Origin of the sequence: Pseudomonas parafulva (genome assembly GCF_000800255.1) — a bacterium.
Classification (GTDB): domain Bacteria; phylum Pseudomonadota; class Gammaproteobacteria; order Pseudomonadales; family Pseudomonadaceae; genus Aquipseudomonas; species Aquipseudomonas boreofloridensis.
Genome location: NZ_CP009747.1, coordinates 1,531,097 through 1,554,089, shown reverse-complemented (window position 1 = coordinate 1,554,089; position 22,993 = coordinate 1,531,097). Strand labels below are relative to the sequence as shown.

General features: G+C 66.1%; 27 protein-coding genes and 1 pseudogene. 11 read left to right on the top strand and 17 right to left on the bottom strand.

Annotation, left to right across the window (positions count from 1 at the left end; translation table 11 throughout):
* The first annotated feature begins 37 nt into the window (after positions 1-37).
* The 4 genes from NJ69_RS06875 (at position 38) to NJ69_RS06860 (ending at position 3,539) form a co-directional block, all read left to right on the top strand.
* Positions 38-1,084, top strand: coding sequence for a catalase family peroxidase (locus NJ69_RS06875; protein ID WP_039577436.1), 1,047 nt, complete (start codon positions 38-40; stop codon positions 1,082-1,084).
* A complete protein-coding gene (locus tag NJ69_RS06870) occupies positions 1,081-1,614 on the top strand; it encodes a cytochrome b (protein WP_039577434.1) in 534 nt (177 codons plus the stop codon). The genes NJ69_RS06875 and NJ69_RS06870 overlap by 4 nt, the downstream gene beginning before the upstream one ends.
* Positions 1,615-1,690: 76 nt before the next feature.
* Entirely contained in the window at positions 1,691-2,905 is a 1,215-nt protein-coding gene (locus NJ69_RS06865) for an MFS transporter (protein WP_039577431.1), read from the top strand.
* 88 nt (positions 2,906-2,993) lie between these two features.
* Entirely contained in the window at positions 2,994-3,539 is a 546-nt protein-coding gene (locus tag NJ69_RS06860) for a cupin domain-containing protein (protein WP_039577429.1), read from the top strand.
* Positions 3,540-3,584: 45 nt separating this feature from the next.
* On the opposite strand, the gene NJ69_RS06855 is transcribed toward NJ69_RS06860, so the two are convergent.
* Positions 3,585-4,235, bottom strand: a complete 651-nt coding sequence (locus tag NJ69_RS06855; RefSeq protein WP_039577426.1) for an oxygen-insensitive NAD(P)H-dependent nitroreductase NfsB — start codon at positions 4,233-4,235, stop codon at positions 3,585-3,587.
* A gap of 102 nt (positions 4,236-4,337) precedes the next feature.
* Here NJ69_RS06855 and NJ69_RS06850 point away from each other — a divergent pair, with 102 nt between their 5' ends.
* Positions 4,338-5,252 carry a LysR family transcriptional regulator gene (locus NJ69_RS06850; RefSeq protein ID WP_039577423.1) on the top strand — a complete coding sequence of 305 codons (915 nt, stop codon included), beginning with the start codon at positions 4,338-4,340 and terminating at the stop codon, positions 5,250-5,252.
* On the opposite strand, the gene NJ69_RS06845 is transcribed toward NJ69_RS06850, so the two are convergent.
* Positions 5,234-6,034 (bottom strand): glycoside hydrolase family 16 protein, encoded by an 801-nt coding sequence (locus NJ69_RS06845; protein ID WP_080754726.1) that lies wholly within the window; start codon positions 6,032-6,034, stop codon positions 5,234-5,236. The two genes, NJ69_RS06850 and NJ69_RS06845, sit on opposite strands and share 19 nt — an antisense overlap.
* Positions 6,035-6,238: 204 nt before the next feature.
* Here NJ69_RS06845 and NJ69_RS06840 point away from each other — a divergent pair, with 204 nt between their 5' ends.
* Complete coding sequence (locus tag NJ69_RS06840) at positions 6,239-7,069, top strand: AraC family transcriptional regulator (protein ID WP_039577419.1); 831 nt, start codon at positions 6,239-6,241, stop codon at positions 7,067-7,069.
* A 48-nt stretch (positions 7,070-7,117) separates the two neighbouring features.
* The gene (locus tag NJ69_RS06835; RefSeq protein ID WP_039577416.1) at positions 7,118-7,708 is read left to right on the top strand and encodes a LysE family translocator; all 591 of its coding nucleotides are present in this window, start codon (positions 7,118-7,120) and stop codon (positions 7,706-7,708) included.
* On the opposite strand, the gene NJ69_RS06830 is transcribed toward NJ69_RS06835, so the two are convergent.
* Positions 7,691-8,917, bottom strand: a complete 1,227-nt coding sequence (locus NJ69_RS06830; RefSeq protein WP_039577413.1) for a sugar transporter — start codon at positions 8,915-8,917, stop codon at positions 7,691-7,693. The two genes, NJ69_RS06835 and NJ69_RS06830, sit on opposite strands and share 18 nt — an antisense overlap.
* A gap of 202 nt (positions 8,918-9,119) precedes the next feature.
* Positions 9,120-10,172 (bottom strand): NAD(P)-dependent alcohol dehydrogenase, encoded by a 1,053-nt coding sequence (locus NJ69_RS06825; RefSeq protein WP_039577411.1) that lies wholly within the window; start codon positions 10,170-10,172, stop codon positions 9,120-9,122.
* A 180-nt stretch (positions 10,173-10,352) separates the two neighbouring features.
* Here NJ69_RS06825 and NJ69_RS06820 point away from each other — a divergent pair, with 180 nt between their 5' ends.
* The gene (locus tag NJ69_RS06820) at positions 10,353-11,258 is read left to right on the top strand and encodes an AraC family transcriptional regulator (protein ID WP_039577408.1); all 906 of its coding nucleotides are present in this window, start codon (positions 10,353-10,355) and stop codon (positions 11,256-11,258) included.
* A 9-nt stretch (positions 11,259-11,267) separates the two neighbouring features.
* Here the strand turns inward: NJ69_RS06820 and NJ69_RS06815 are convergent, their stop codons facing one another.
* Positions 11,268-11,867, bottom strand: coding sequence for a TetR/AcrR family transcriptional regulator (locus NJ69_RS06815; protein ID WP_039577405.1), 600 nt, complete (start codon positions 11,865-11,867; stop codon positions 11,268-11,270).
* Between the two features lie 88 nt (positions 11,868-11,955).
* On the opposite strand from NJ69_RS06815, the gene NJ69_RS06810 reads away from it, so the two are divergent.
* Positions 11,956-12,582, top strand: coding sequence for an NAD(P)H-dependent oxidoreductase (locus tag NJ69_RS06810; protein WP_029614358.1), 627 nt, complete (start codon positions 11,956-11,958; stop codon positions 12,580-12,582).
* Here NJ69_RS06810 and thpR read toward each other — a convergent pair.
* Complete coding sequence (gene thpR, locus NJ69_RS06805) at positions 12,543-13,031, bottom strand: RNA 2',3'-cyclic phosphodiesterase (RefSeq protein WP_240327007.1); 489 nt, start codon at positions 13,029-13,031, stop codon at positions 12,543-12,545. The genes NJ69_RS06810 and thpR overlap by 40 nt on opposite strands.
* Here thpR and NJ69_RS22865 point away from each other — a divergent pair.
* Together NJ69_RS22865 and lpxO are read left to right on the top strand one after the other, a co-directional pair.
* The gene (locus tag NJ69_RS22865) at positions 12,942-13,127 is read left to right on the top strand and encodes a hypothetical protein (protein ID WP_240327032.1); all 186 of its coding nucleotides are present in this window, start codon (positions 12,942-12,944) and stop codon (positions 13,125-13,127) included. The two genes, thpR and NJ69_RS22865, sit on opposite strands and share 90 nt — an antisense overlap.
* Before the next feature lie 168 nt (positions 13,128-13,295).
* Complete coding sequence (gene lpxO, locus NJ69_RS06800; RefSeq protein ID WP_029614357.1) at positions 13,296-14,195, top strand: lipid A hydroxylase LpxO; 900 nt, start codon at positions 13,296-13,298, stop codon at positions 14,193-14,195.
* Positions 14,196-14,924: 729 nt separating this feature from the next.
* Here the strand turns inward: lpxO and madM are convergent.
* The 11 genes and pseudogenes from madM to NJ69_RS06745 all read right to left on the bottom strand — a co-directional run.
* A pseudogene (gene madM, locus NJ69_RS06795) lies at positions 14,925-15,686 on the bottom strand (malonate transporter subunit MadM); the annotation flags it as partial.
* Position 15,687: 1 nt separating this feature from the next.
* The gene (madL, locus tag NJ69_RS06790) at positions 15,688-16,104 is read right to left on the bottom strand and encodes a malonate transporter subunit MadL (RefSeq protein WP_039577401.1); all 417 of its coding nucleotides are present in this window, start codon (positions 16,102-16,104) and stop codon (positions 15,688-15,690) included.
* A 60-nt stretch (positions 16,105-16,164) separates the two neighbouring features.
* On the bottom strand, positions 16,165-17,085 hold the full coding sequence (gene mdcH / locus NJ69_RS06785) for a malonate decarboxylase subunit epsilon (RefSeq protein ID WP_039577398.1): 921 nt from the start codon (positions 17,083-17,085) through the stop codon (positions 16,165-16,167).
* Positions 17,082-17,696 carry a malonate decarboxylase holo-ACP synthase gene (locus tag NJ69_RS06780; protein WP_039577394.1) on the bottom strand — a complete coding sequence of 205 codons (615 nt, stop codon included), beginning with the start codon at positions 17,694-17,696 and terminating at the stop codon, positions 17,082-17,084. The genes mdcH and NJ69_RS06780 overlap by 4 nt, the downstream gene beginning before the upstream one ends.
* Before the next feature lies 1 nt (position 17,697).
* Complete coding sequence (gene mdcE, locus NJ69_RS06775; protein WP_039577391.1) at positions 17,698-18,489, bottom strand: biotin-independent malonate decarboxylase subunit gamma; 792 nt, start codon at positions 18,487-18,489, stop codon at positions 17,698-17,700.
* Positions 18,489-19,334 (bottom strand): biotin-independent malonate decarboxylase subunit beta, encoded by an 846-nt coding sequence (locus NJ69_RS06770; protein WP_039577389.1) that lies wholly within the window; start codon positions 19,332-19,334, stop codon positions 18,489-18,491. The genes mdcE and NJ69_RS06770 overlap by 1 nt, the downstream gene beginning before the upstream one ends.
* Positions 19,327-19,626: a malonate decarboxylase subunit delta gene (locus NJ69_RS06765; RefSeq protein ID WP_039577386.1), complete on the bottom strand. Its 300-nt coding sequence runs from the start codon at positions 19,624-19,626 to the stop codon at positions 19,327-19,329. The genes NJ69_RS06770 and NJ69_RS06765 overlap by 8 nt, the downstream gene beginning before the upstream one ends.
* Before the next feature lies 1 nt (position 19,627).
* On the bottom strand, positions 19,628-20,473 hold the full coding sequence (locus NJ69_RS06760) for a triphosphoribosyl-dephospho-CoA synthase (RefSeq protein ID WP_039577384.1): 846 nt from the start codon (positions 20,471-20,473) through the stop codon (positions 19,628-19,630).
* Positions 20,473-22,137 carry a malonate decarboxylase subunit alpha gene (gene mdcA, locus NJ69_RS06755; RefSeq protein ID WP_039577382.1) on the bottom strand — a complete coding sequence of 555 codons (1,665 nt, stop codon included), beginning with the start codon at positions 22,135-22,137 and terminating at the stop codon, positions 20,473-20,475. Before mdcA ends, NJ69_RS06760 begins: the two co-directional genes overlap by 1 nt.
* Positions 22,138-22,248: 111 nt before the next feature.
* Positions 22,249-22,479 carry a metallothionein gene (locus tag NJ69_RS06750; protein WP_029612109.1) on the bottom strand — a complete coding sequence of 77 codons (231 nt, stop codon included), beginning with the start codon at positions 22,477-22,479 and terminating at the stop codon, positions 22,249-22,251.
* Entirely contained in the window at positions 22,472-22,939 is a 468-nt protein-coding gene (locus tag NJ69_RS06745) for a hypothetical protein (RefSeq protein ID WP_039577376.1), read from the bottom strand. Before NJ69_RS06745 ends, NJ69_RS06750 begins: the two co-directional genes overlap by 8 nt.
* Positions 22,940-22,993 lie beyond the last annotated feature (54 nt).

The following is a 22,993-nucleotide window of genomic DNA, read 5'->3' as shown; positions in this document are numbered from 1 at the left end:
CGTCATACCGGCTCATTCACTGACCCGGAACGTCACCATGAACACTCCCCTGCAAGGTTCGGCCAAGGCCCTGCGCCTGGCGGCCATCGCCGCCACGGTGGCCGCGCTGGGCGCAGGTTTCGCCTATGCCGCCGGCTGGATCGGCCGCCCAGGCCTGACGCCACAGCGCATCATCGACACCTTTGAAGCCCAAGCCGGTCATCACCCCGGCTATCGCAAGAACCACGCCAAAGGCCTGTGCGTCAGCGGCTGGTTCGAAAGCAGCGGTCAGGCCCAGGCACTGTCCACGGCACGGGTGTTCAGCCAGGCGCGGGTGCCGGTGATCGGGCGCTTCGCCATCGGCGGCGCCAACCCCTACAGCCCCGACGCCGGCGTGCCGACGCGCAGCCTGGCGGTGCAGTTCAGCAGCGATGATGGCCAGGTGTGGCGAACCGGCATGAACAACCCGCCGGTGCTGGCGGTCAGCGATCCACAGGGGTTCTACGACCTGGTGCTGGCCAGTGGTCCGGCACCCGGCACCGGTAAGCCGGACCCGGCCAAGCTCCAGGCGTTCTTTGCCGCCCACCCGGAAAGCGCGGCATTCCGCCAATGGGCCGGCAGCGCCAAACCGAGCGACAGCTTCGCCAACACCGACTACAACAGCCTCAACGCGTTCTACCTGGTCGATGCTCAGGGCAAGCGCCAGGCCGTACGCTGGCGCATGGTCGCGCAGACGCCCTTCAGCCCACTGCCGGCAAAGGTCGAGGACAACCTCTACCTGCAGCACGACCTGCAACACCGTCTGAGCCAGGCACCGCTGCGCTGGACCTTGCGCCTGACCCTTGCCGAGCCCGGCGATGCGGTGGACGACCCGGCCAGTCAGTGGCCGCAGACACGGCGCAGCGTGGACGCTGGCACCTTGGTGATCGACCAGGTCGATGCGCCCGAACAGGGTGCCTGCCGCGACCTGAATTTCGACCCGCTGATCCTGCCCGACGGCATTCAGCCCTCCGCCGACCCGATCCTGGCCGCACGCTCGGCCGCCTACTCGGAATCGTTCAACCGTCGCAGCCGGGAAACCCTCGGCGCAGGAGCCCGCCCATGAAACCCGCTGCCTTTCACCCCTTGGCGCGCACGTTGCACTGGCTCATGGCCGTGCTGATCCTGGCCATGCTGTTCATCGGTGTGAGCATGGTCGGCGACCTGTCCACCCGCCACCCGCTGCTGATCGAACTGCACAAGGCCACCGGCCTGGCGCTGTTGGTGCTGGTGGTGCTGCGTATTGCCCTGCGCCTGAGCCTGCCGCACCCACCCTTACCGGCGGATCTGCCGCCGCTTCAGCGTTTCGCTGCGGCGGCCTCGCACCTGGCGCTGTACGGCCTGATGCTGGCCATGCCGCTGCTGGGCTGGGCGATGCTCTCGGCGGGCGGCTATCCCCGGCCACTGCAACTGCCGGCCATCGCACCGCATGACCTGCAACTGTATGCCGTATTGCGCCAGGCCCATGGCTGGGCCGGTTATCTGCTGTTCGCCACCGTCCTGGTGCATATCGCTGCAGCGCTGATGCACGCGCTGGTGCGCCGCGACGGGGTGATGCGCAGCATGTGGCCGGGGCCTTTGCGTCGCGGCGACTGACGCATGTGACGGTCGGCGTGGCTAATTCGTTCTTACTACCATTGCCGACTTTTTCACTTGCCAATGGACTGTACCGATGACAACTGCACAGGATACCGCCTCCGCTTCACCGCACAGCGCACGGGACTCGCTCGACCTTCGACCGCTGCTGCTGGCGAACATGGGTTGCACCATGGCGATGATGGCCTTCGTCGTGCTGATCGGCCCCATTGCCCGCCTGCTGGGCATGGCCACCTGGCAGGCCGGCGCGGCGGTCACCGTGTCCGGCGTGGTCTGGGTGCTGCTCGCCCGCCCCTGGGGCCGGGCAGCCGACCGCCTGGGCCGACGGCGCATCCTGTTGCTGGGCAGTGCCGGTTTCACGGTGGCCTACTGGTTGCTGTGCCTATTCATCGACAGCGCCCTGCGCCTGCTGCCCGGCGCGACCCTGGCGTTCATCGGGCTGATGCTCGCCCGGGGCTTGATCGGCGCCTTCTACGCCGCCTTGCCGGTGGGCGGCAATGCCTTGATCGCCGACCATGTCGAGCCGCAGCAGCGGGCTCGGGCCATGGCCCTGCTGGGCGCTGCCAACGCAGTCGGCCTGGTGCTCGGCCCAGCGCTCGCCGCCCTGCTCGCCCGCTACAGTCTGAGCCTGCCGTTCTTCGCCCTGTCGCTGCTGCCAGCCTGCGCCTTCGTGGTCCTGCTGCTCAAGCTCAAGCCTCGGCCGCTGCCGCACAACCACGTGTCCAGTGCGGTGCGCCTGGGCGATCCACGCTTGCGTCGCCCCTTGCTGGTGGCCTTCAGCGCGATGCTGAGCGTGACCGTGTCGCAGATCACCGTAGGGTTCTTCGCCCTCGACCGCCTGCAACTGAACAGCACCGATGCCGCCCAGGCCGCCGGTATCGCGCTGACGATGGTCGGCGTGGCGCTGATCGGCGCGCAATTGCTGCTGCGTCGTTTGCAGTGGCCGCCGCTGCGCATGATTCGTGTCGGCGCCAGCGTCAGCGCCCTGGGCTTTGCGGCAGCCGCCTTGGCCTACAGCGCGCCAGCCTTGTGGGCCTGCTTCTTCATCGCCGCAGGCGGCATGGGCTTCGTTTTCCCAGCGTTCTCAGCGTTAGCAGCCAACGCCATGGGGCCGAGCGAGCAAGGCGCCACGGCAGGCTCGATCAGCGCCGCGCAAGGCATGGGCGCGGTGATCGGCCCGCTGGCCGGCACGCTGGTCTACGCCCTCGATCCGCGCCTGCCGTTCCTGGCCGTGGCGGCGTTGTTGCTGTTGGTCGGGCTCTGGCCAGCACCCGCTGCGCGCAGCGATTGACGCGCCAAGCGCGCGGCGGATCAGAGTGTGTTCTAATGCGCTGCCCATTATTTTTGACACCTCCGATCACTCACTTCACAAGGCGGCTATGGACACGGGGACACGACTCAAACTGGTGCGTGAACGCAACAACCTCTCCCAGCGCGAGCTGGCCCGCCGCAGTGGCCTGACCAACTCGACGATCTCGCAGATCGAACAGAACCGCGTCAGTCCTTCGGTCAGTTCCCTGAAAAAACTCCTCGAAGGCATCCCCATGAGCCTCGCCGAGTTTTTCAGCTTCGATGAGCCGGCGCGCGAAGAACGCTATGTATTTCGCGGCAGTGAACAGCCCGATCTGGGCCGCAATGGTCTGCGCATGCTATTGGTGGGCGCCAGCGTCGAAGGCCGGCAGATGCGCATGTTGCGCGAGCTGTACGCACCGGGCGCCGATTCGGGCGAACCGATCGTGCACGCCGAAGGCGAGGAATGCGGGTTGGTGACGCGCGGGACGGTCGAGCTGTGGGTCGATGGCCAGGTCAGTGTGCTCAACGCCGGCGATGGGTACTACATTCCCACCACCCTGCCCCACAGCTTCAAGAACATCGGCCCGGACGAGGCGGAAATCATCAGCGCCAATACCCCGGCCAACTTCTGATCGACGCGGCGCCGGGCCCTGGCACACAGGGCCCGGCGCGGTCGATCAGAGGTACGTGAACACGGTCTCGGCCGGCAGGCGCGACTTGCTCAGGCCGGCGTTGAAGTCGTCTTCGCTGTGATAACCCAGCGCCAGCAGCACCACGCTGGTGAAGCCTTGTTCGCGCAGGCCCAGCTCGGCATCCAGCGCCTTGCTGTCGAAGCCCTCGATCGGCGTGGCATCCAGACCATGGGCCGCAGCGCCGAGCAAGGCGGTGCCCAGGGCCAGATAGGTTTGCTTCTCCATCCAGTGCTGCTCGTCCTTGAGGTCGTAGCGGTGCAGGTTCACGTAGCCACGGCGGGTCTGGTCCTGACCGACACGCGCCTGGTCATCGCGGAAACGACCATCGGCAGCCTCTTGGTCCAGCACGGCGTTCAGATGCGCTTCGCTCATCGAGGTGCGGGTGGCGAACACGATCACGTGCGAGGCGTTGAGAATCTTCCCGGTGTTGTAGCCAAACGCCTCAGTGGCCTTGGCCAGGCGCGTCTTGCCTTCGGCGCTGCCGGCGACGATGAAGTGCCAGGGTTGTGAGTTGACCGAAGACGGGCTATGGCGCAGTTGTTCGAGCAAGGCATCGAGGGTGGCCTGGGGGATGATGCGGCTGGCGTCATAGGCCTTGGTGGTGTAGCGGCGCTTGGCCAGGGTGACGGTATCCATCGGTACGGCTCCAGTCTGGGAGAGTGATGGTGTGTATCTTATCTTTTCTGTCAGCCAGAAAAACCGGCAGAATGCAGCAACACTTTCATCACTGGAGTGAAAATGCTGCGCCTCGACGACCTCCATCTGTTCATTCGCTCCAGCGTGCTCGGCAGTTTCACCGCAGCCGCCCAGGAGGCGGGTGTGCTGCCTGGCCAGGTGGCGGCGGCGATCAAGCGCCTGGAGCGCGAACTGGACGTGCGTCTGTTCGCCCGCACCACCCGCAGCCTGCGCCTGACTGCCGAGGGCGAGCTGTACCTGCCGACCGCGCACAGCGTGCTGGAAACCCTGCGCCAGGGCCGCGAAAGCCTGCATGGCGACCACAGCGAACTGCGCGGGGTGCTGCAGGTGTCGGCGCCCTCGGACGTCGGGCGCAACCTGCTGCTGCCCTGGCTCAGCGCCTTTCGCCGCGAGCACCCAGCCCTGAACCTGCGCTTCTTTCTCTCCGATGAACTGGCCGACTTTTTCCGCGACCCGGTGGATGTCGGTATCCGCTACGGCGTCGAGGAAGACGCCAACTACATCGCCCTGCCGCTGGTACCGTGGAATCGCCGGGTCGTGGTGGCCTCGCCAGCCTACCTGGCGCGGCGCGGCCGCCCGCACACCCCGGAGGACCTCAAGCGCCACGACTGCCTGCTGTACCTGCAGCAGTCGCGGGTGTTCGATCGGTGGCAGTTGGGCGAGCAGACCGTGCAGGTCAGTGGGCCGCTGTTCTGTGACGATGCCGACGTGGTCCGGCGCTGGGCGGTGGCCGGCGAAGGCATCGCCTTCAAGTCCTGGCTGGATGTCAGTGCCAATGTGGCGGCTGGCGAACTCGACGTGCTGATGCCGGACTTTCCGGGGGATCTGCGGCCGCTGGTGCTGGTCTGCCCCCACCGCAAGCAGTTGTCTGCGGCCGTGACGAGGCTGCACCAGTGGCTCTATGACAGGTTCGCGCAGATGCGCCCGTGCAACGCAGATCAGCGCAGCAACGGATAGACCCGGACGTAGTCGACGTCGAAGTCGGTCTGTGCGGTGTGCCGGTCGCCGTAGCCGGCTTGCGGGGCATCGGCTCGCGCAATGTCCGAACTCAACCTGATAGCCTGCGGGGTGCGTGAAATAGGCACGTTGGCGGAAACGCGCTGGCTCAGTTGACCGTCGACGTAGAACTCATAGCGGTCCGGGGCCCACAACAGGCCGAAGGTGTGAAACTCACCGTCTGCCAGGGTCGGGAGTTGGTCGAGGTGCGACCAGGCCTTATGTTCGGCGCCGTAGCCATCCCACTGCAGCGCATGCGCGTACTGACTCTGCTCGACGTCGGAAAGATGCTCGAAGACACCCATCTCTACGCCGGATTTCTCGGCATCACCGATCACGCTGCCCATCGTTGGCGATTGCACCGAGAACGCCACCCTCACGCCCGGGGCGTGCTTGAACCTCACCGCTGCCTCCCAGTAGCCGTAAGTGGCCATGAATTCGTCTTGGGTGCTGATCATGCCGCAGTGGTGTCGGACCTCGTCGTCGGCGTGTGTCAGCGAATAGGTGCGGATGGTCAAGTAGCCGCTGTCCACGGTCACCGCCGAAGGCTCGTTGATGCACTGGTCTTTTTGGCCTGGCACGCGCTGACTCCAACGCTGCGCGTCCAGTTCGACACCCTCGAAGTCCTCGACGAAGATCGGTGTCGGCGACACGCCCGGTGGGACGAAATAATCCTGGGCCGATCCAACGTGCAGATGCAGGACGAAGGCTGCACCAACGCCTAGCGAAACGAGCTTTTTCATGCGATTCCCCTGACTGCCTTGAAGATGCAAGGCCGTAGCGGAAATCTATGTACCGGACCGAGGCGTTGAAAACTGACAGAATTACCAGATGACAGCCCGTACAAAATCTGCAAAGGCCCACAGGTCGGCAGTGCACAGGCGTTCTAAGCACAACCCTCGGCGCTGAGTTACGCTCGTTCACCACGCCTCTGGACAGCCGCAGCCATGAGCAACTGGATCGACCTCAAGCAGGACACCGACACGGGCATCGAGTCGGTCCGCGCGCATTTCACCGGCCATGCCTACGACCCGCACTGGCACGACAGTTTTCTGGTGGGCGTCACCGAACAGGGCGTGCAACAGTTCAACTGCCGCCGGGTGCGCCACTGCAGCACACCGGGACAGGTGTTCCTGCTCGAACCCGGCGATCTGCATGACGGCGAGGCGCCCACGCACGAGGGGTTCACCTACTGCACCTTGTACCTGGACAGCCATTGGCTGGAAAACCAGGTGCAGGCGCTGTTCGACAGCACACCGGCCGGGTGCCTGCCCTCGTTTGCCGACACTCTGTGCACCGACCCGCGCCTGGCCGGGGCGACCAGCCGCGCCTTTCAGGCGCTGCACGGCGGGGAACTGCGCATCGTGCGCCAGACTGCCCTGGACGATCTACTGGCCTGCCTGACGCGCCACCTGCACTGGCGCAAGCGGCTCAACCCCGACCCACGGTTGCCGCTGAGCGCCCAGCGCGCGCGGGACTACCTGCACGCTCATATGGACAGCGACATCGGCCTGAGCGACCTGGCGCAGGCCTGTGGTGTCGACCGCTTCCGCCTGACGCGCGCGTTCAAGGCGGCGTTCGGCCTGGCCCCGCATGCTTACCTGATCCAGTTGCGCCTGACCCGCGCCCGGCACCTGCTGGCCCGAGGCGACACGCCCAGCGACGTGGCCATGGCCCTGGGCTTCGCCGACCAGAGCCACCTGGGGCGCTGGTTCCGCCGCGCCTACCGGCTGACCCCGGCCGACTACCGCCGACGCTGCTCAAACCTTCCAGACTGAACCGCCCTCACCCTGCACCCTGGCGACTGGTCTTTCTGGAGTTCGCTCATGTCGCCCTCGTTGCTGCCTTTCATGCTCTTCGCCCTGGTCGCCAGCATCAGCCCTGGCCCGACCAACCTGTTGATCCTCGCCCACGGCGCGCAACATGGCCTGCGCGCCAGCCTGGCACCGATCTTCGCGGCCTGTGCGGCGGCGGCCGGTATCGTCTGGCTGGTCGGGCTGGGCTTGGGTGAGGTGCTGCTGCGTCATCCACTGGCGCAGCAGGTGATGAGTTGGGCCGGTGCGCTGTGGCTGAGTCTGCTGGCCTGGCAGCTGTTTCGCGCTGCCGGCGAGCCGGTTCGGGCTTCGACTACCCGGCGCTTCGGCGCGGGCAGCGCGGCATCGCTGCAACTGGTCAATCCCAAGGTCTGGCTGATGGCGGTGGCGGTGATCGGGGTGTTCGCCGCACCGCAGTGGCCGGTATGGCAATTGGCGCTGGTGTTTCTGCTGGTCGCCCTGCCCTGCATGGGCGCCTGGGCGCTGCTCGGCGTTGGCAGCGCCCGCTGGCTGGGTGCAGCGCCGCAATGGCGGCGGTTCAACCAGCTGCTGGCGCTCGTGCTGCTGGTGTCGGCGTGGTCGGCACTACTGAGCGGAGCCTGACGCCGCCGTAGGCGCCGCCAAGGCCTGGCGAAACCGCTGGGCGCTGGTCACCGCGATCACCAGGCCGATCAACGCCACCGCGCCGCCGGTCAGGCCGATATAGGCCACGCCCACTTGGCTGCTGACGATGCTGCCCAGCAGTGCGCCGCCGCCGATACCGATGTTGTAGATCCCGGAGAACAGCGCCATGGCCACATCGGTGGCATCGGACGCCAGTTTCAGCGTCTTCGATTGCAGCGCCAGACTGAAACTGAGAATCGCCACACCCCAGAACATGCTGAGCACGGCGAACGCCGTGAAGCTGCCGGCCAGCGGCAGCAACAACAGCAAGCACAGCGCCAGGCAGCCGATCGACCCCAGCAGGAAGCCCTGGGGGAAGCGATCGCTGTAGCGGCTGAACAGCACCGAGCCGAACACACCGGCGCCGCCGAACAGCAGCAGGACCAGCGTGGTGTGGTCGCCACTGATCTGCGCCACGTGCAGGGCGAACGGCTCGATGTAGCTGTAGGCGGTGAACTGCGCGGTGACCACCAAGGTGACCAGCAGGTAGGTGATGACCAGTGCCGGACGCCGGAACAGGACAGGTAGGCTGCGCAACGAGCCGGAGTTCTGGCTCGGCAGCAGCGGCAGCGACTTCATCAGGCACAGCATGGTGGCCAGGGCCACGCCAGCGATGCTGAGGAAGGTCACGCGCCACCCCAGTGCTTCGCCCACCACCCGTCCAAGCGGGATGCCCAGCACCATGGCCAAGGTCGTACCGGTCGCCAGCAGCCCGAGCGCCTTGGCCTGCTTGCCGGCCGGCGCCACACGCACCGCCAGCGAGGCGGTGATGGCCCAGAACACGGCATGCGACAGGGCAATGCCGATGCGGCTCAGCAACAGCATGGCAAAACTCTGCGCCAGCCATGACATCAAGTGGCTGACGATGAACACCAGGAACACCAGCAGCAGCAGGCGCCGCCGTTCGATGTTGCGGGTGAGCAGCATCAGCGGCAACGAGGCCAGGGCCACCACCCAGGCATAGATGGTCAGCATCAAGCCGACCTGCGCGGTGGTCATGTCGAAGCTACGGCCGATGTCACTGAGCAGTGCCACCGGAACGAACTCGGTGGTGTTGAAGATGAAGGCCGCCAACGCCAGCGCGATCACGCTCAGCCAGCTGCCGCCGCCTGCCGGCGCAGGTAGGGATTCGGGTAGGGGTGCATTCATGGAGGCCACTGCATTCTCCGCAGGCAAAGCGATAGGACGCACAGCGCCGCCCGAGGTTCAGGGCGGCGGCTGCACGGTTTTTCTTGTTAGGGGGAATGACGGCCATGGTACGCGGCGTGGCCAGGCGCCACAACCGCAGGAGTCTGCTGCGGCGCCACACAGGGCAGTGGCGTAGCGCCGAAGGCCGGTCGGACAGCCCGGATCAGGCGTGCAACGTGGCCATGTCGATCACGAAGCGGTACTTCACGTCACCCTTGTGCATGCGCTCGAAGGCTTCGTTGATGTTGCGGATGTCGAGCATCTCGATGTCGCAGGTAATGCCGTGCTCGGCGCAGAAATCCAGCACTTCCTGGGTTTCGGCGATGCCGCCGATCAAGGAACCTGCGACCACGCGGCGCTTGAGCACCAGGTTGGCCGCGTGCACCGGCGGGTCGATCGGCTCGATCAGCCCGACCAGGATGTGCACGCCGTCGAACTTCAGGGTTTCCAGGTAGGGGTTGAGGTCATGCTGCACCGGAATGGTGTCGAGCAGGAAGTCGAAACGCCCGGCTGCCGCGCGCATCTGCGCCTCGTCGGTGGACACGATCACCTGGTCGGCACCCTGACGACGCGCTTCTTCGGCCTTGGCCTGGGAACGGGTGAACACGGTGACTTCAGCGCCCAGGGCCTTGGCGAACTTGATGCCCATGTGGCCCAGACCGCCCATGCCCAGCACGCCCACTTTGTGGCCAGGGCCGACGCCGTGGTGCTTGAGCGGCGAATAGGTGGTGATGCCAGCGCAGAGGATCGGTGCTGCGCTCGGCAGGTCGAGGCCCTGTGGCATGCGCAGGACGAAGTGCTCGCTGACCACGATGCTGCTGGAGTAGCCGCCCATGGTGTTGCTGCCGTCCACGCGGTCGGGCGTGGCGTAGGTCATGGTCGGGCCTTCAAGGCAATACTGTTCCAGATCCTTGTGGCACGCTTCGCACTGACGGCAGGAGTCGACCATGCAACCGACGCCGACCAGATCGCCGACTTGGTAGTTGCCCACTTTGTCGCCCACCGCCGTAACGCGGCCGACGATTTCATGACCCGGCATCAGCGGATACACAGCGATACCCCACTCGTTGCGGGCCTGGTGCAGGTCGGAGTGACACACGCCGCAGTAAAGGATGTCGATGGCGACGTCGTCGGCGCGCAGGGCGCGGCGTTGGAAGGTCATGGGCGCCAAGGGCGCAGTGGAGGATTGGGCGGCGTAGCCGATGGCGGTGTACATGCTCTGGACCTCGCAGATTGAAACGATTCAGGCGTGCCATTTTGCGCACCTCAGAGCGCGCGGACCACGGTCGATCCTCCGGGATTCGTGCCTGATTCTCCGAACCTGCTCACCGCGATCTGGCGCTAGACTGTCAATCTGCGATCATCCAACTGTCTGATCCTCTGCCTGCGGTTTGCCATGCACCTGACCCACCACGTTGATGCCAATGCGCCCCTGTGCGCACTGATTCGCGCCCTCGCCTCGCGCCCCGGCTTCGTTGCCACCCACTTGCCGCAGGTGCAGGTCCTGTCCTGGGACCATTACGTGGCCAGCAGCCCGCAGATCTACGAGCCAAGCCTGATCATCCTCGCCCAGGGCAGCAAGCTGGCGCGCCTGGGCCCGCGCACGCTGGAATACGGCGCAGGGCATTACCTGATCCAGGCGCTGTCGGTGCCGTTCATGTGCGAGACCTTCGCCACCGCGCAGGCGCCGATGCTCGGCGTGGCGGTGGACATCGACCGCGCGGTGCTTGGCGAACTGGTGCAAAGCATGGCGCTGCCGCCGGATCCGGCAGTGCAGGTGCAGACGCCACAGTCGATGAGCTCGGCGGCGTTGGACGCGGCCATGCGCGCCAGCGTGGAGCGCCTGCTCGAATGCCTGCAAGACCCGATGGATGCCAAGGTGCTGGGCCCGACCCGGGTGCGCGAAGTGCTCTATACCGCCCTGCGCGGTCCCCAGGCGGGCGTGCTGAGGGCGCTGGTGGAACAGCAGGGCCATTTCGCCCGCATCGGCTCGGCGCTGGCCTACCTGCGTGAACATTATGCCGAGCCCTTGAGCGTGGAGGCGCTGGCCAGCCGCGCCAACATGAGCGTGTCGACCTTCCACGACCACTTCAAGCGCTGCACGGAGCTTGCACCGATGCAGTACCTCAAGCGCCTGCGCCTGCTCAAGGCGCAGCAGATGCTGATCGGCGAGCGCCTGGGCGTGGCCCAGGTGGCGCATCGGGTGGGCTACCAGAGCACCTCGCAGTTCAGCCGCGAGTACAAGCGCCAGTTCGCCCGCAGCCCGGGCGATGAACTGCCTTATCAGAGTCTGCCGGTGTAACGACCCTGGTCATTTCTGGCGAAGCACCATCGCGCTGATCGCCGCACTCAGTTCCTCCTTCGCCAGCCCCGGCTCGACCTCTGCGCTGGCCGCTGCCTGAGCCAAGGCATCGCCGGCTCCGACCAGCAGGCGCAGGCCCGCAACGCCAATATCGCCAGTCGGCGCGAACGGCGCCAACGCCTGGCGGCACTTGTCCAGAAAAGGATCTTCATAGCCGCGCTTGAGCGCCTCCAGCTCGGGTGAGCCGGCGAGTGCCGCCACCACCCCGGGCATCTCCTGGCCCTGGGTCATCACACAATCGACGTAAGCGGCGGCAATCACTGCCGCACGCGCTTGGAGCGTCGCTTCACAGTCGGCCAGCAGCCTGTCGAGCAGCGCACTCTGACGCGTGTCGTACTCCTCGTAGAGCGCGACCAGCAAGCCGTTTCGGGTATCGAAGTGGTCGTACACCACCGGTTTCGTAACGCCCGCCAGTTCAGCCAGTCGCCCCAGACTCAGGGCGTCGGTACCTTCCTCTCGAACCATCTGCCACGCCACGGCTATCAGTTGGCGTCGGCGTTCGGAGCGGCTCAATCGCTTGCGTGGGCGAGCCTGTTCTTCGCTTGACATCGATTACCTACCAAAAGTAACTTACCAATCGTAACTTACCGAGTGTACCGCACTCGCCCTCGTTCTTCATCCGTTCAGGAATACTGCCATGCACGCTCTGATCGTCGTCGCTCATCCAGAACCCGACGCGCTGACCCACACCCTCGCCCGACAGGTCGCCGAGGGCCTGACCTACGCAGGTCACAGCAGCGAGATCGCCGATCTCGCCGCCGAACGCTTCGATCCTCGTTTCACCCCCGCCGACCTGGCCGTACATCGTCGCCTGGGCCCACCCAGCGCTGCAGTGGTCGCCGAGCAACGGCGCATCGAAGGCGCGGACGCCTTGGTACTGGTGTACCCGGTCTACTGGTGGTCGTTTCCGGCCTTGCTCAAGGGCTGGATCGACCGTGTGTTCAGCAACGGCTGGGCCTTCGACTACGATGCCGAGGGCAGAACCACCAAGCGACTCGGGCACCTCAACGTGCATCTGCTCGCCCTCGGTGGCGCCGATCAGGGCCTGTTCGCGCGGCACGGCTATGACCGCGCCATGCGCACGCAAATCGAGCACGGCATCTTCGACTGGTGCGGCGCGCAGGTCTCGACTTCGCTGCTGCTCGATGACAGTGAAGGCCCCGAGGCCGCGCGGCATCAGCAGCAGGCCCATCAGTTGGGTCGCTCGCTGTTCGACCTCGGGGCTCAAGCGCCGCTCAGCGGCCATTCGGCCAGTGGCAGATAGCGCCCTTTGCGCGACTCGTACAAGCCGAACTGGCGGACATTGAGGTGGAAGTCGGGCGCGACGCCTGCTTCGGGCGGCTCGCCTGGGTAGTCGCGGGAAAGGGTCAGGTGCGCACGGTAATCGCGGGCTTGGTCGGCGATGCCCAGCGGCAGCAATGCCTGGTGCAGGGCGTAGACCCATTGGCGCAGTGCAACGGGCGTGTCACTCGGCTCGAGTACCAGCACGCTTGGGCGTCGCCAGGTGTGGAGGCGGTCGAGCAGTAGACGCACAGGCGCTGCCGGGCGTTTCAGACCGTCGACCACCGCGCACAGCGCCGGCACCTGGGCGGCCGGTACATCGCCCAAAAACAGCAGCGTGACATGGAAGTTCTCAACGGGCACCGGTTTACCGGCCCGCAGTCCGAGCGCACGCCGCCATTGGGCTATGGCACGGCGTTGCGGCTCAGCCAAGGAGAATGCGAAAAACAGTCGTTTGAAGGGCTCGCCCCCCGACCGGACATCCTGAATCATTGGAACTGGCCTCCTGGCTCGAAGCGCTTCGGCTGACTAACAGGGAGAAACGCGCGAGGTTGAATCGTTTGCGCTGACAGTGGCGAATCGTGCCAGGCAGCCACGTCACGCAGCAACAATAGGTACAAACCGTCTGCACGATTGTTTATGCTGGCAGGCTACGGCCATGGCGCATGGCCATTTTTATTCGACAAGTAACCGTCCATGAAAATTGCTCTCGTACTGATCTTCGTCCTCTCGATCGCCTATGTTCACTTGCGCGGCCGGGTCCGTCACAAGCTGACCCGTCAGTTGGGCGATCACTCCAGCTTCCTGGCGCCGGTGAACAGCTTCCTCTACCTGTTCTCCAAGCTACCAGCCAAGCCCTATTTGCCGGTCGAGTCGTTCCCGGAACTGCAACCGTTGAAGGACCACTGGCAGGAAATCCGTGAAGAGGCGGTGCAACTGCTGCAGGCGGGGGAGATCAAGAAGTCCGATAACTATGACGATGTTGGCTTCAATTCGTTCTTCAAGACGGGCTGGAAGCGCTTTTACTTGAAGTGGTATGGCGAAAGTCATCCGTCGGCGATGAGTCTGTGCCCGCGTACTACCGAGTTGCTGCAAGGCATCGGCACGGTGAAGGCAGCGATGTTCGCCACCCTGCCCCCTGGGGCCAAGCTGGTGCGTCATCGCGATCCTTATGCGGGGTCGTACCGTTATCACCTGGGGCTGCAAACGCCTAACGACGATGGCTGTTACATCGACGTCGACGGGGAGAAGTATTCCTGGCGCGATGGTGAGGCGGTGGTGTTCGACGAGACCTATATCCACTATGCGGCCAATACCACCGAACAGAATCGGATCATTCTGTTCTGTGATGTGGAGCGGCCTCTGAAGTATCGCTGGGCAGGAGCGTTCAACCGGTGGTTCAGTCGTAATGTCATGGCGGCGGCGGCGGCGCCTAATGATGCGAATGACAAGACTGGGGGGATCAACCGGCTCTTTACTCGGATTTACAGGATTCGGGAGCGGGGGAAGGCGCTGAAGAAGCGGAATCGGACGAGGTATTACCTGGAGAAGTGGGCGGTGGTGGCTGGGTTGGTTTTGGTGTTTATTTATATTTGACTTGTTGGGGGATTGGGTGATTGGGTGATTGGGTGATTATCCGGATTTTGGGGTGATGCTTAGTCACCTTTTCGCCCTTACGGCGACCCTCTTTTTTTCTTGGAAAAAAGAGGGGCAAAAACCGCTTGCTCCCGCATACGGCCCCTGCGCTGCGCGCAGGGGTTCCCTCGCGCCGGCGTCGCTCCGGGAGGACCGCGCTTAGGGGCCGTCCTGGCCCCAAGCGCTTGACGGGCATCCATGCCCGTCACCTCCCTGCGCAACGCCTCTGCTCGGCCTCCTGAGGTCGCGGTTGGCGGTGGCTGAGCTACCGCGCACTAAGATCAAAAGCAACGGCAACGGCAACGGCAACGGCAACGGCAACGGCGATTTGAGCGCGCAGCGCTCCCGAACATCTGCCCCACCGCTCTGCTTCTAAGCGCGCGCCAGTTCAGACGCCGCCCATCGCGACCTCAGGAGGCCGAGCAGAGGTGGCATGGAGGGGGTTGACGGGCATGGATGCCCGTCAAGCGCTTGGGGCCATGGATGGCCCCTAAGCGCGGTACCCCCGGAGTGCCACCGGCGCGAGGGAACCCCGCAGCGCAGCGAAGGGGCCGGATGCGGGAGCAAGCGGTTTTTGCCCCCCTTTTTTCCAAGAAAAAAAGGGGGTCGCCGTAAGGGCGAAAAGGTGAATCAGCCGCACCCCAAAATCCGGATAATCACATCTCCCCAAAACCCCAAAACCCACCCCTCACCCCACAACCCCCGCACACAAAAATACAAAACCGAAGGCCCCATCAAACACCCCAACCCCGTATGAAAGGTCGCCGTCAAAGCCCCATAGGGCACCAACCGCCGATCAGTCGCCGCCAACCCCGCCGTCACCCCCGAAACCGTCCCCGCCAGCCCCCCAAACACCATCGCCGAACGCGGGTTATCCAAGGCCAGCACCCGCGCCGAAACCGGCGTGAACACCATGACCAGAATCGCCTTGATCAACCCAGTGGCAATCGACAACGCCATCACCTCGGAACTGGCCCCCAACGCCGCCCCCGTCACCGGCCCGACGATATAGGTCACCGCCCCCGCGCCAATGGTCGTCAAGCTCACGGCGTCGCGATAACCAAAACTCCAGGCCACGACCACCCCGACGATGAACGGCAGCACCGTTCCCAGCAGCAAGGCCACCGCGCCGATCACCCCGGCCTTGCGCGCTTCGGTCGCCTGGACCTCGAATGCCGTCGCGACGATGGCGAAATCGCGCAGCATCGCCCCACCCATCAAGCCAATGCCCGAGAACAAGGTCAGATCGGCCAGGCCCTTCTGCCCGCCGGTCAAGGTGCCACCCACCCAAGCCAGGACCAGGCCGATGACGATGGCGATCGCCGACCCGTGCACCCGGCCAAACGTCAGGTACTTGGAGAGCATGACCGACACCCACATCACCGCCCCGACCACGGCAAACGCCGTGATCAGGTCGTTGTGCGCCAACGCTTTCTCAATGATCGACCACATCTCAGCGCCCTCCCGCCACAGCCGTCTGCGCAGGTACTGGCGCTTCGAGCGCCGGCAACGGCTCGCCACGGTGGCTGCGGCTGATCAGCGCGATGGTCGCGCCGCACACCAGCACCGCGCCCACCGCCGCCACCAGCGCCACTGGCCCGCCATGCAGTGCGGTCACCACGTTCTGCTGCGCCGCCATGGCCACCACCACCGGGATGTACATCGCGCCCCAGAAACCGACGCCGAACTCGCACTCCTTGCTCATGCCCCCGTTGCGGTGCATGTACAGCCGCGCGCAGATCAGCAGGATCATGGCGATGCCGACCCCGCCCACATTGGATTTGACGCCCAGCAGCACGCCCAGGAAGTCGCCGACGATGACGCCGGCCAGCGTGCAGACCGCCAGCAGAGCCACACCATAGATGATCATTATTGTTGTCCTCAGGTTGTATCGAAGTTGTTTGTTGTTGTCCTTCGAGCGCCAGCGCAGTCATCGGGTGTGAGCCACCTCCTGGCGCAACAGCGCCTCCAGCGTATCCGCACGGGTCGATTCGACGCTCAGCACCTTGCCGGCGTCGAACACCCGCCGCGCCAAGCCGCTGAGCACGCTGCCCGGAGGCAGCTCCAGGTGCAGCCGCACGCCGCGCTCCCAGGCGCTGCGCAAGGTGGCGCGCCAATCGACCCGGCGCGCCATGTTATAGGCCAGGTCTTCGCGCAGGCGTTGCGGGTCGAACAGCGCCCGCGCGCTGCTGCCGCTCAGGTAGGTGAGGCGTGGGCGCTGCAGCGTGACTTCGGCGAAGGCCTGTGCCAGGGTCGCAGCGGGGGCCTGCAGCAATGCACAGTGCGACGGCACGCTGACCGCCAGACGGCGGGCCACGCCCTGCCCCAGCGAGCGCACACGGGCGACCACCGCGCCCATGGCGGCATCGCTGCCGGCTATCACCAGTTGGTTGTCGCTGTTGACGTTGGCCAGGTAGACCTCACCGCCAACCTCGGCCAACACGCGCTCAAGCGTGGCCTGCTCCAGGCCACTGAGGGCGGTCATGCCGTAACCGCTGGGGTATGCCCGTTGCATCAGGTCGCCGCGCAGCGACACCAGGCGCACCGCGTCCTCCAGCTTCAACGCCTCGGCCGTGACTGCCGCTGCATAAGCGCCAATCGACAAGCCGGCCACGCAGGCCGGCGCTGGGCTGCGACGCAACAGCCAGCGCGCCCAGGCCACCCCGGTCAGCAGCAAACACAGCTGCACCGCGCGGGTGTGCTGCAAGGCCTCGGCGCTGTCAAGCGCCAGTACCTGTTCGCCAAGCACCTCGCTGGCCGCCTCCAGCACGTCGCGGCTGCCTTCGGGTAAATGATGCAGCATGCCGGGCTGCTGGGCGCCTTGGCCGGGGAAGGCGAACAGACTGCTCATGCGGCCACCTCCTCAAGCGACCAGGGATCGCTCACCAATCGCGCTCCCGAAGCCGCTTTCAAGAGCACCTGGCGGGCACCGCTGGCCCATTCGCGCAGCGCGACAGCCCCCTGCGGGGTTTCGAGCTGCACATCGATCCGGCACGCCACTGCCTCCAGCGCACCCAGCAAGTCACACGCCCGTTCACACGACAGCCGCTGCGGTGCGTGCAGCAGCACATCCAGATCGCTGTCGGCGTGCACCACCTCGATACCGCTGGCCAACTGGAAGCCGACACTGCCGGTTGGCCCCCAGCACCACCCCTGCGAGTCGAGGACAGCGGCGACCTGCGCCACCGCCTGCAATGCGGGTAGATCGGTGTCGCCCTGCCAGCGCAGGCGCTCGGGGGCGATCCGGCGCACGACCTGCGCCAGCGGCATGCGTGCGGCAAAGCGCTGCGCCCGTGAGCGCCCGCGCAGACCGACCGCCACCCAGCCCGCCGCCTCCAGCGCGCGGCGCACCACCACCGGCTCACCGGCTGCCAGCGCCTGCCGCGCCCACGCTGGCGCCTCAGCGGGCAGCAGGTCCGGGGTCATGCCCCAGAGCAGGTCGTGGGGGCGCACGGCATTCATATCAGGCCTCCTGCCACTGCGCCCGTAGACGCTGACGCACCGCGCGCGAGGCGCTGCGGTGCTGTCCTTGCAGACGCACGCTCAAGTCGGTGCACGTGCCAATGTCGCGTACCGCCTCGATCAGCACGTCACGCACCCGCGCCACGTCCTGGGCTGTCGGCGCCTCGGCGCTGGTCACGCTCACCCGCTGATGCAGCAAGCCCAGCGAGGCATAGCTGTCCAGGTCATAGGCCATCGGTGGCACCTCGGCGGCCAGCGCCTCGAGCGCCTCGACGCTGCGCAGGGTGATCCGCGCGGCGGCGGCCTTGCCCATGGCGTGCACCATCACCCCCTCGTCGTCCAGCGCGATCAGGCGCTGGGCCTGATAACCATGGGCCAGAAACGCGCCGGACATGGCCTTGCCCACCAGCAGCCCGATCACCGGATGACCGGCCAGGCGGGCCTGGGCATAGGCCTCGACCGCGCCGGCCAAGGCCTGATGAATGCCCAAGGCTTCCTCGCGCCGACCATAGGCCTGGCTCGGCACGTCGATCAGTGCCACCAGCACGCGCTTATCGCCGTCACGATCGGCCTGCACCGCGTCATCCACCGCCTTGGCCAGACCCCAGCCTTCGAGCAGGCCCACCTCGCCATTGCGGGCGCGGGGAAAGGGATTGTGCGCATCGGGGACCACCGCGATGAAGCGCGCCGGGCGATTGTCCAGCTCGGCGTCGATCACCTGCACCGATGCTGGCAAACCCGCCAGCGGCTGACCTTCAGCCAGGTGCTGCAACCACTTCTGGGCACGGTTCATCAGGCTTCTCCTCGATACAGGGTACGCACGGCGGCGGCGTCCATTTGCGGGCAATCGCTCCCCAAGCGGGCCAGACGCTCAAGGAACTCGGCATGCCGGCTGGCACGCCGGGCGCTGGGTTGTTCGAGCAGGCGCAGTACCTGCTCACGGATAAGGTCCACGTCATCGGCCACATAGGCATCGGCCAGACCGCTGGCATGGCGCTGCTCACCCCCGGTCAGGCTCCAGATGAACGGTCGGTCGCGCGAATCGTATTCGCCGATACCGGCCTCCTGCTCGATCACCTGCGGCCCGTTGAGCCCCAGGCGCGCCTCGCGGGTCACCAGCAGATGGCTGCACAGTCCGGCGGCGATGGACATGCCGCCAAAGCAGCCGACGGATCCGGCGATGACGCCGATCACCGGCTGATGCGCGCGCAGCGCGACGATCGCGGCCTGGATCTCGGCGATCGCCGCCAGGCCCAGGTTGGCCTCCTGCAAGCGCACGCCACCGGTCTCCAGCAGCAGCACGGCGCAGGTCGGGATGCCCTGGCGGTTGTCTTCCACGGCCAACTCCAGCGCCGCGGCGATCTTCGCACCGCCCACCTCGCCCATGCTGCCGCCCTGGAACCCGCCTTCGATGGCGGCCACCACGGCGGGGCGCTGATTGAGCAGGCCTTTGGCGATGACCACCCCGTCATCGGCCTGCGGCACGATGCCCTGCAACGGCAGCCAGGGCGACATCAGGCGCTCGAACGGGCCGAGCAGTTCGCGCAGGCTCCCCGGATCGAGCACGGCGCCAGCGCGCTGGCGCGCGCCCAGTTCAACGAAGCTGCGGCTGCGCAGCAGGTGTTCGCGGTCAGTCATGGTCGATCTCCTCGAAGCCTTGTTCCAGGCGCAGGCGCACCACGCCGGGGGTGGCACCGAAGTCATGGATGTCGATGTTCAGCGCAGGCCAGGCGCGGCCCTGGAACAGGCGGTCGAACAACTGGCTCCAGCGCGCCTGGCTGCCATCGACCGAGGTCAGCACCTGGATCTGCAGACGGCCCGGCTGGCCCGGCTCGATCAAGACTTCCAGGTCGCCCGAGCTGACGCAGCCGACCAGGGCGCGGCCCCGGCCCGGCTGCGCGGCGGGAAATTCGAAGGTCAGGGTTTGCATGTCACAGGCTCCCGGCTTTGTCGAGGAACAGGCAGGCGGCCAGCAAATCGGCGGCCCCGCCCGCAGAGGCATTGAGGTGCAGCAGGCGCGCATCCAACGCGCGCAGGTGGCGACGGCCGGCCAGGCTGGCACTGCCACCGGCCTCCAGCACGGCCCGGGCGCCCTGCTGCAGGACTGCCAGGCCTTGCTCGCCGGCACGCCACAACACGCAGGTGTCGCTGAGCGCGGCCATGATCGCCAGCAAGGCATCCAGCCGCGCAGGGGTCTCGCCGACGCCGGCGGCGCGGCTGCGCAGCAGTTGCGGCAAGCCATGTCCGATGATCGCCGGGAAGCCCTGCTGAGCCTGCTCGCGGGCACCGCCGACACCGTAGCGGCGGCGCACGTGCAGGCCATGGCTGTCCGCGATCGGCGCGGCAGGATCCTCGATCAGCGCCAAGCGCCCTGCCCGCGCCGTCACACTCAGCGGGTCGCTGTCGGCCGGGTCCAGGGCCCACGCCGCCACCAGCAGCCCCAACGCCCAGATTGCGCCACGGTGGGTGTTCACCCCCGCCGTGGTGACCAACATCGCCGCTTCGCCTTCACGCCCCAGACGCCCCAGTTCGGCGCGCAATGGCGTGGCGATGTGGCCAAACCGTTGCGCGGCCTCGGCCATCTGCCGCAGGCACGGCCACAGCGACAGCGCCGAGGCCTGCATCAGCGCCAGGTTCATGTCGCCATGCGCACCGCTGCCGCGACGGTCCACCAGACCGGGCTTGGGCGACAGCTCGGCCTCGTCGATCAGCGCGTCCACCGCCAGGTCCGCCAGGCGCTCCGCCAGGCTCAAAGGGGCAAGCATGTTCGCTTTCATCACCAGCTCCTGAAACGTGCGGGCGGGTTGTAGAGGCCACCAGACCAGTCCACCAAGTCGGCGATGCTGCGCGCGGCCAGCAGCTCGCGGCTGGCGTCGGTGCGGCGAATGCCCAGGTCCTCGGGCAAGGCCACCAACCCTTCGCGGCGCAGGCGCTCGGTGTCCTTGGGGTCATGACGCAGGCCGATGGCCGTGACGCCGGCCACCGCCGCGATCATCTGCTGGCGCTCTTCGAGGCTGCGCGCCTTGTACAGGTAAGCGATGCCTTCCTCGGTGAGCAGGTGGGTGACGTCGTCGCCATAGATCATCACCGGCGCCAGCGGCATGCCGGCTTTTTTCGCCACCGCCACCGCATCGAGGGTCTCGACGAAGGTCGGCTTGCCGCCTTCCTGGTAGGTCTCGACCATCTGCACCACCAGCTTGCGCCCGCGTTCGAGCAGGGTGTCCGGCACGGTCATGTCCAGCCACGCGGGGGTGGCATGGCGGCGTCCGCGCGGGTCGTGGCCCATGTTCGGCGCACCGCCAAAGCCCGCCAGGCGGCCCCGCGTGACGGTGGAGGAATGACCGTCGCCATCCACTTGCAAGGTGGCGCCGATGAACAGGTCCACCGCGTACTGCCCGGCCAGTTGGCACATCAGGCGATTGGAGCGCATGGAGCCGTCACGGCCGGTGAAGAACACGTCCGGGCGCTGGGCGATGTAGTCCTCCATGCCCAGTTCGGTGCCGAAGCAGTGCACGCTCTGCACCCAACCGGTCTCGATGGCGGGAATCAAGGTGGGGTGTGGGTTGAGTGTCCAGTTGCGGCAGATCTTGCCTTTGAGGCCGAGCGACTCGCCGTAGGTCGGCAGGATCAGCTCGATGGCGGCGGTATTGAAGCCGATGCCATGGTTCAGCGACTGCACCTGATGACGTTCATAGATCCCGCGAATCGCCATCATCGCCATCAGCACGTGCACTGGCTTGATATGCCGTGGGTCGCGGGTGAACAGCGGTTCGATGTAGAACGGCTGGTCGGCGACCACCACGAAATCGATCCAGGACGCCGGAATGTCCACCCTCGGCAGGTCGTCCACCCGGTCGACCAGCTGGTTGACCTGCGCGATGACGATGCCGTCGCTGAACGCGGTGGGCTCGACCAGTGCCGGCGTGTCTTCGGTGCTCGGGCCGGTGTAGAGATTGCCGTCCCGGTCGGCGCAGAAACCCGCCACCAAGGTCACGTTGGGGATCAGGTCCACCAGCAGGCGCGAATAGAGCTCGATGTAGGTGTGGATAGCGCCGACTTCGAGCAGCCCGTCTTCAAGCAACTGGCCGATGCGCTGGCTTTGCGGTCCGGCGAAGGAGAAATCGAGCTTGCGTGCGATGCCCCGCTCGAACAGATCCAGGTGCTCGGCGCGACTGACGCTGGGCATGATCATATGCAAGTCGTGCAGGCGCTCGGGATCGACCTTGGCCAGCGAGCGGGAGAGGAAGTCGGCCTGCTTCTGGTTGTTGCCTTCGAGCACCACGCGGTCGCCTGGGGCGATCAGCAACTCCAGCGCCTCGACGATCCGCTCGCTGGGCAGTACCCGGCCCTCGGCCAAGTGACGCACCCGTTCGAGACGGCGCTGCTTTTCGCTGCGCCGTCTCGACCATTGCGGCGGCGGTGGATGCTGTGTTGTGGTCATAGGTGACTCCACGGATTCGCTGTCGTGGAGTCACCTTAGGCCTGGGCGTGGGGGGCATCAATCAAGCACGGCGGCAGTTCATTACGCTGAGCGTAACGGTTGCTAACGTCGTCACGGCGAGATCGGGTCACTCGCCGGGTAGGTTTCGTCCAGCGCATTATCGACGCTCTTTTCGTCCGGCTGGGTCGCTGCGCCGCAGCCGCAGTCACCCATGCGGCAGTGCTCGCCGTGCGGGTGACCGCTCGCGCAGGCCTCACAGCAGTAGGCCTTGCCGTCGTGGGAGAAGGCGTTGGCGTCAACCGTGCAGGAACAGTGGTTACAGGCGCAACGTTGCTCATTCATGGCGGTGCTCTCCATCGGCGTTCGAATCGTCATCGGTCCACGGCTTGCCGTCGAGCGGCTTGACGTGGGCCAGTTCGGCTTCGTCCAGGCCGTTGCCACCGGCAATCTCATCGGCATCCACTTCGCGCAGGTTCATGTCGGCGGGCCCATCATCCTCGGCCGAATCCTGGGCGTCACGGGCACCCGGAACGCCGTAAAGCGTGTCCAGGCTCAGGTCGTCCATGGTCACGTTGTCCTCGTGCAAGCTCTCGGTCAGCGCCTCGCCCCCGCTCATGCCGCTCTCGGCGACCCGCTCTGGGGAGAAATCCTGCTCCGCCTCGGCATCGGGGCGTTCGTCGCCCACGCGCCCACGGCGTTCATCCTTGCGCTCGCTGAAGTCCAGCTCACGGATGCTGCCCATGCGGTCTTCGGTGTCGTCGATTTCCTGGGGGCGGTATTTCTCGTCGTCTGCTTGGGCCATGACGGCTCTCCGGTCAAGTGCGTTCAAGCGGTCGACTCTGCGCGGCTCGGGAAA

What these genes read in the sequence shown, in the direction of transcription:
- NJ69_RS06875 (WP_039577436.1), top strand. Translation starts at nt 38, where the DNA reads ATGAACACTCCCCTGCAAGGTTCGGCCAAGGCCCTGCGCCTGGCGGCC.
- NJ69_RS06870 (WP_039577434.1), top strand. Translation starts at nt 1,081, where the DNA reads ATGAAACCCGCTGCCTTTCACCCCTTGGCGCGCACGTTGCACTGGCTC.
- NJ69_RS06865 (WP_039577431.1), top strand. Translation starts at nt 1,691, where the DNA reads ATGACAACTGCACAGGATACCGCCTCCGCTTCACCGCACAGCGCACGG.
- NJ69_RS06860 (WP_039577429.1), top strand. Translation starts at nt 2,994, where the DNA reads ATGGACACGGGGACACGACTCAAACTGGTGCGTGAACGCAACAACCTC.
- NJ69_RS06855 (WP_039577426.1), bottom strand. Translation starts at nt 4,235, where the DNA reads ATGGATACCGTCACCCTGGCCAAGCGCCGCTACACCACCAAGGCCTAT.
- NJ69_RS06850 (WP_039577423.1), top strand. Translation starts at nt 4,338, where the DNA reads ATGCTGCGCCTCGACGACCTCCATCTGTTCATTCGCTCCAGCGTGCTC.
- NJ69_RS06845 (WP_080754726.1), bottom strand. Translation starts at nt 6,034, where the DNA reads ATGAAAAAGCTCGTTTCGCTAGGCGTTGGTGCAGCCTTCGTCCTGCAT.
- NJ69_RS06840 (WP_039577419.1), top strand. Translation starts at nt 6,239, where the DNA reads ATGAGCAACTGGATCGACCTCAAGCAGGACACCGACACGGGCATCGAG.
- NJ69_RS06835 (WP_039577416.1), top strand. Translation starts at nt 7,118, where the DNA reads ATGTCGCCCTCGTTGCTGCCTTTCATGCTCTTCGCCCTGGTCGCCAGC.
- NJ69_RS06830 (WP_039577413.1), bottom strand. Translation starts at nt 8,917, where the DNA reads ATGAATGCACCCCTACCCGAATCCCTACCTGCGCCGGCAGGCGGCGGC.
- NJ69_RS06825 (WP_039577411.1), bottom strand. Translation starts at nt 10,172, where the DNA reads ATGTACACCGCCATCGGCTACGCCGCCCAATCCTCCACTGCGCCCTTG.
- NJ69_RS06820 (WP_039577408.1), top strand. Translation starts at nt 10,353, where the DNA reads ATGCACCTGACCCACCACGTTGATGCCAATGCGCCCCTGTGCGCACTG.
- NJ69_RS06815 (WP_039577405.1), bottom strand. Translation starts at nt 11,867, where the DNA reads ATGTCAAGCGAAGAACAGGCTCGCCCACGCAAGCGATTGAGCCGCTCC.
- NJ69_RS06810 (WP_029614358.1), top strand. Translation starts at nt 11,956, where the DNA reads ATGCACGCTCTGATCGTCGTCGCTCATCCAGAACCCGACGCGCTGACC.
- NJ69_RS22865 (WP_240327032.1), top strand. Translation starts at nt 12,942, where the DNA reads ATGGAAGTTCTCAACGGGCACCGGTTTACCGGCCCGCAGTCCGAGCGC.
- lpxO (WP_029614357.1), top strand. Translation starts at nt 13,296, where the DNA reads ATGAAAATTGCTCTCGTACTGATCTTCGTCCTCTCGATCGCCTATGTT.
- madL (WP_039577401.1), bottom strand. Translation starts at nt 16,104, where the DNA reads ATGATCATCTATGGTGTGGCTCTGCTGGCGGTCTGCACGCTGGCCGGC.
- mdcH (WP_039577398.1), bottom strand. Translation starts at nt 17,085, where the DNA reads ATGAGCAGTCTGTTCGCCTTCCCCGGCCAAGGCGCCCAGCAGCCCGGC.
- NJ69_RS06780 (WP_039577394.1), bottom strand. Translation starts at nt 17,696, where the DNA reads ATGAATGCCGTGCGCCCCCACGACCTGCTCTGGGGCATGACCCCGGAC.
- mdcE (WP_039577391.1), bottom strand. Translation starts at nt 18,489, where the DNA reads ATGAACCGTGCCCAGAAGTGGTTGCAGCACCTGGCTGAAGGTCAGCCG.
- NJ69_RS06770 (WP_039577389.1), bottom strand. Translation starts at nt 19,334, where the DNA reads ATGACTGACCGCGAACACCTGCTGCGCAGCCGCAGCTTCGTTGAACTG.
- NJ69_RS06765 (WP_039577386.1), bottom strand. Translation starts at nt 19,626, where the DNA reads ATGCAAACCCTGACCTTCGAATTTCCCGCCGCGCAGCCGGGCCGGGGC.
- NJ69_RS06760 (WP_039577384.1), bottom strand. Translation starts at nt 20,473, where the DNA reads ATGAAAGCGAACATGCTTGCCCCTTTGAGCCTGGCGGAGCGCCTGGCG.
- mdcA (WP_039577382.1), bottom strand. Translation starts at nt 22,137, where the DNA reads ATGACCACAACACAGCATCCACCGCCGCCGCAATGGTCGAGACGGCGC.
- NJ69_RS06750 (WP_029612109.1), bottom strand. Translation starts at nt 22,479, where the DNA reads ATGAATGAGCAACGTTGCGCCTGTAACCACTGTTCCTGCACGGTTGAC.
- NJ69_RS06745 (WP_039577376.1), bottom strand. Translation starts at nt 22,939, where the DNA reads ATGGCCCAAGCAGACGACGAGAAATACCGCCCCCAGGAAATCGACGAC.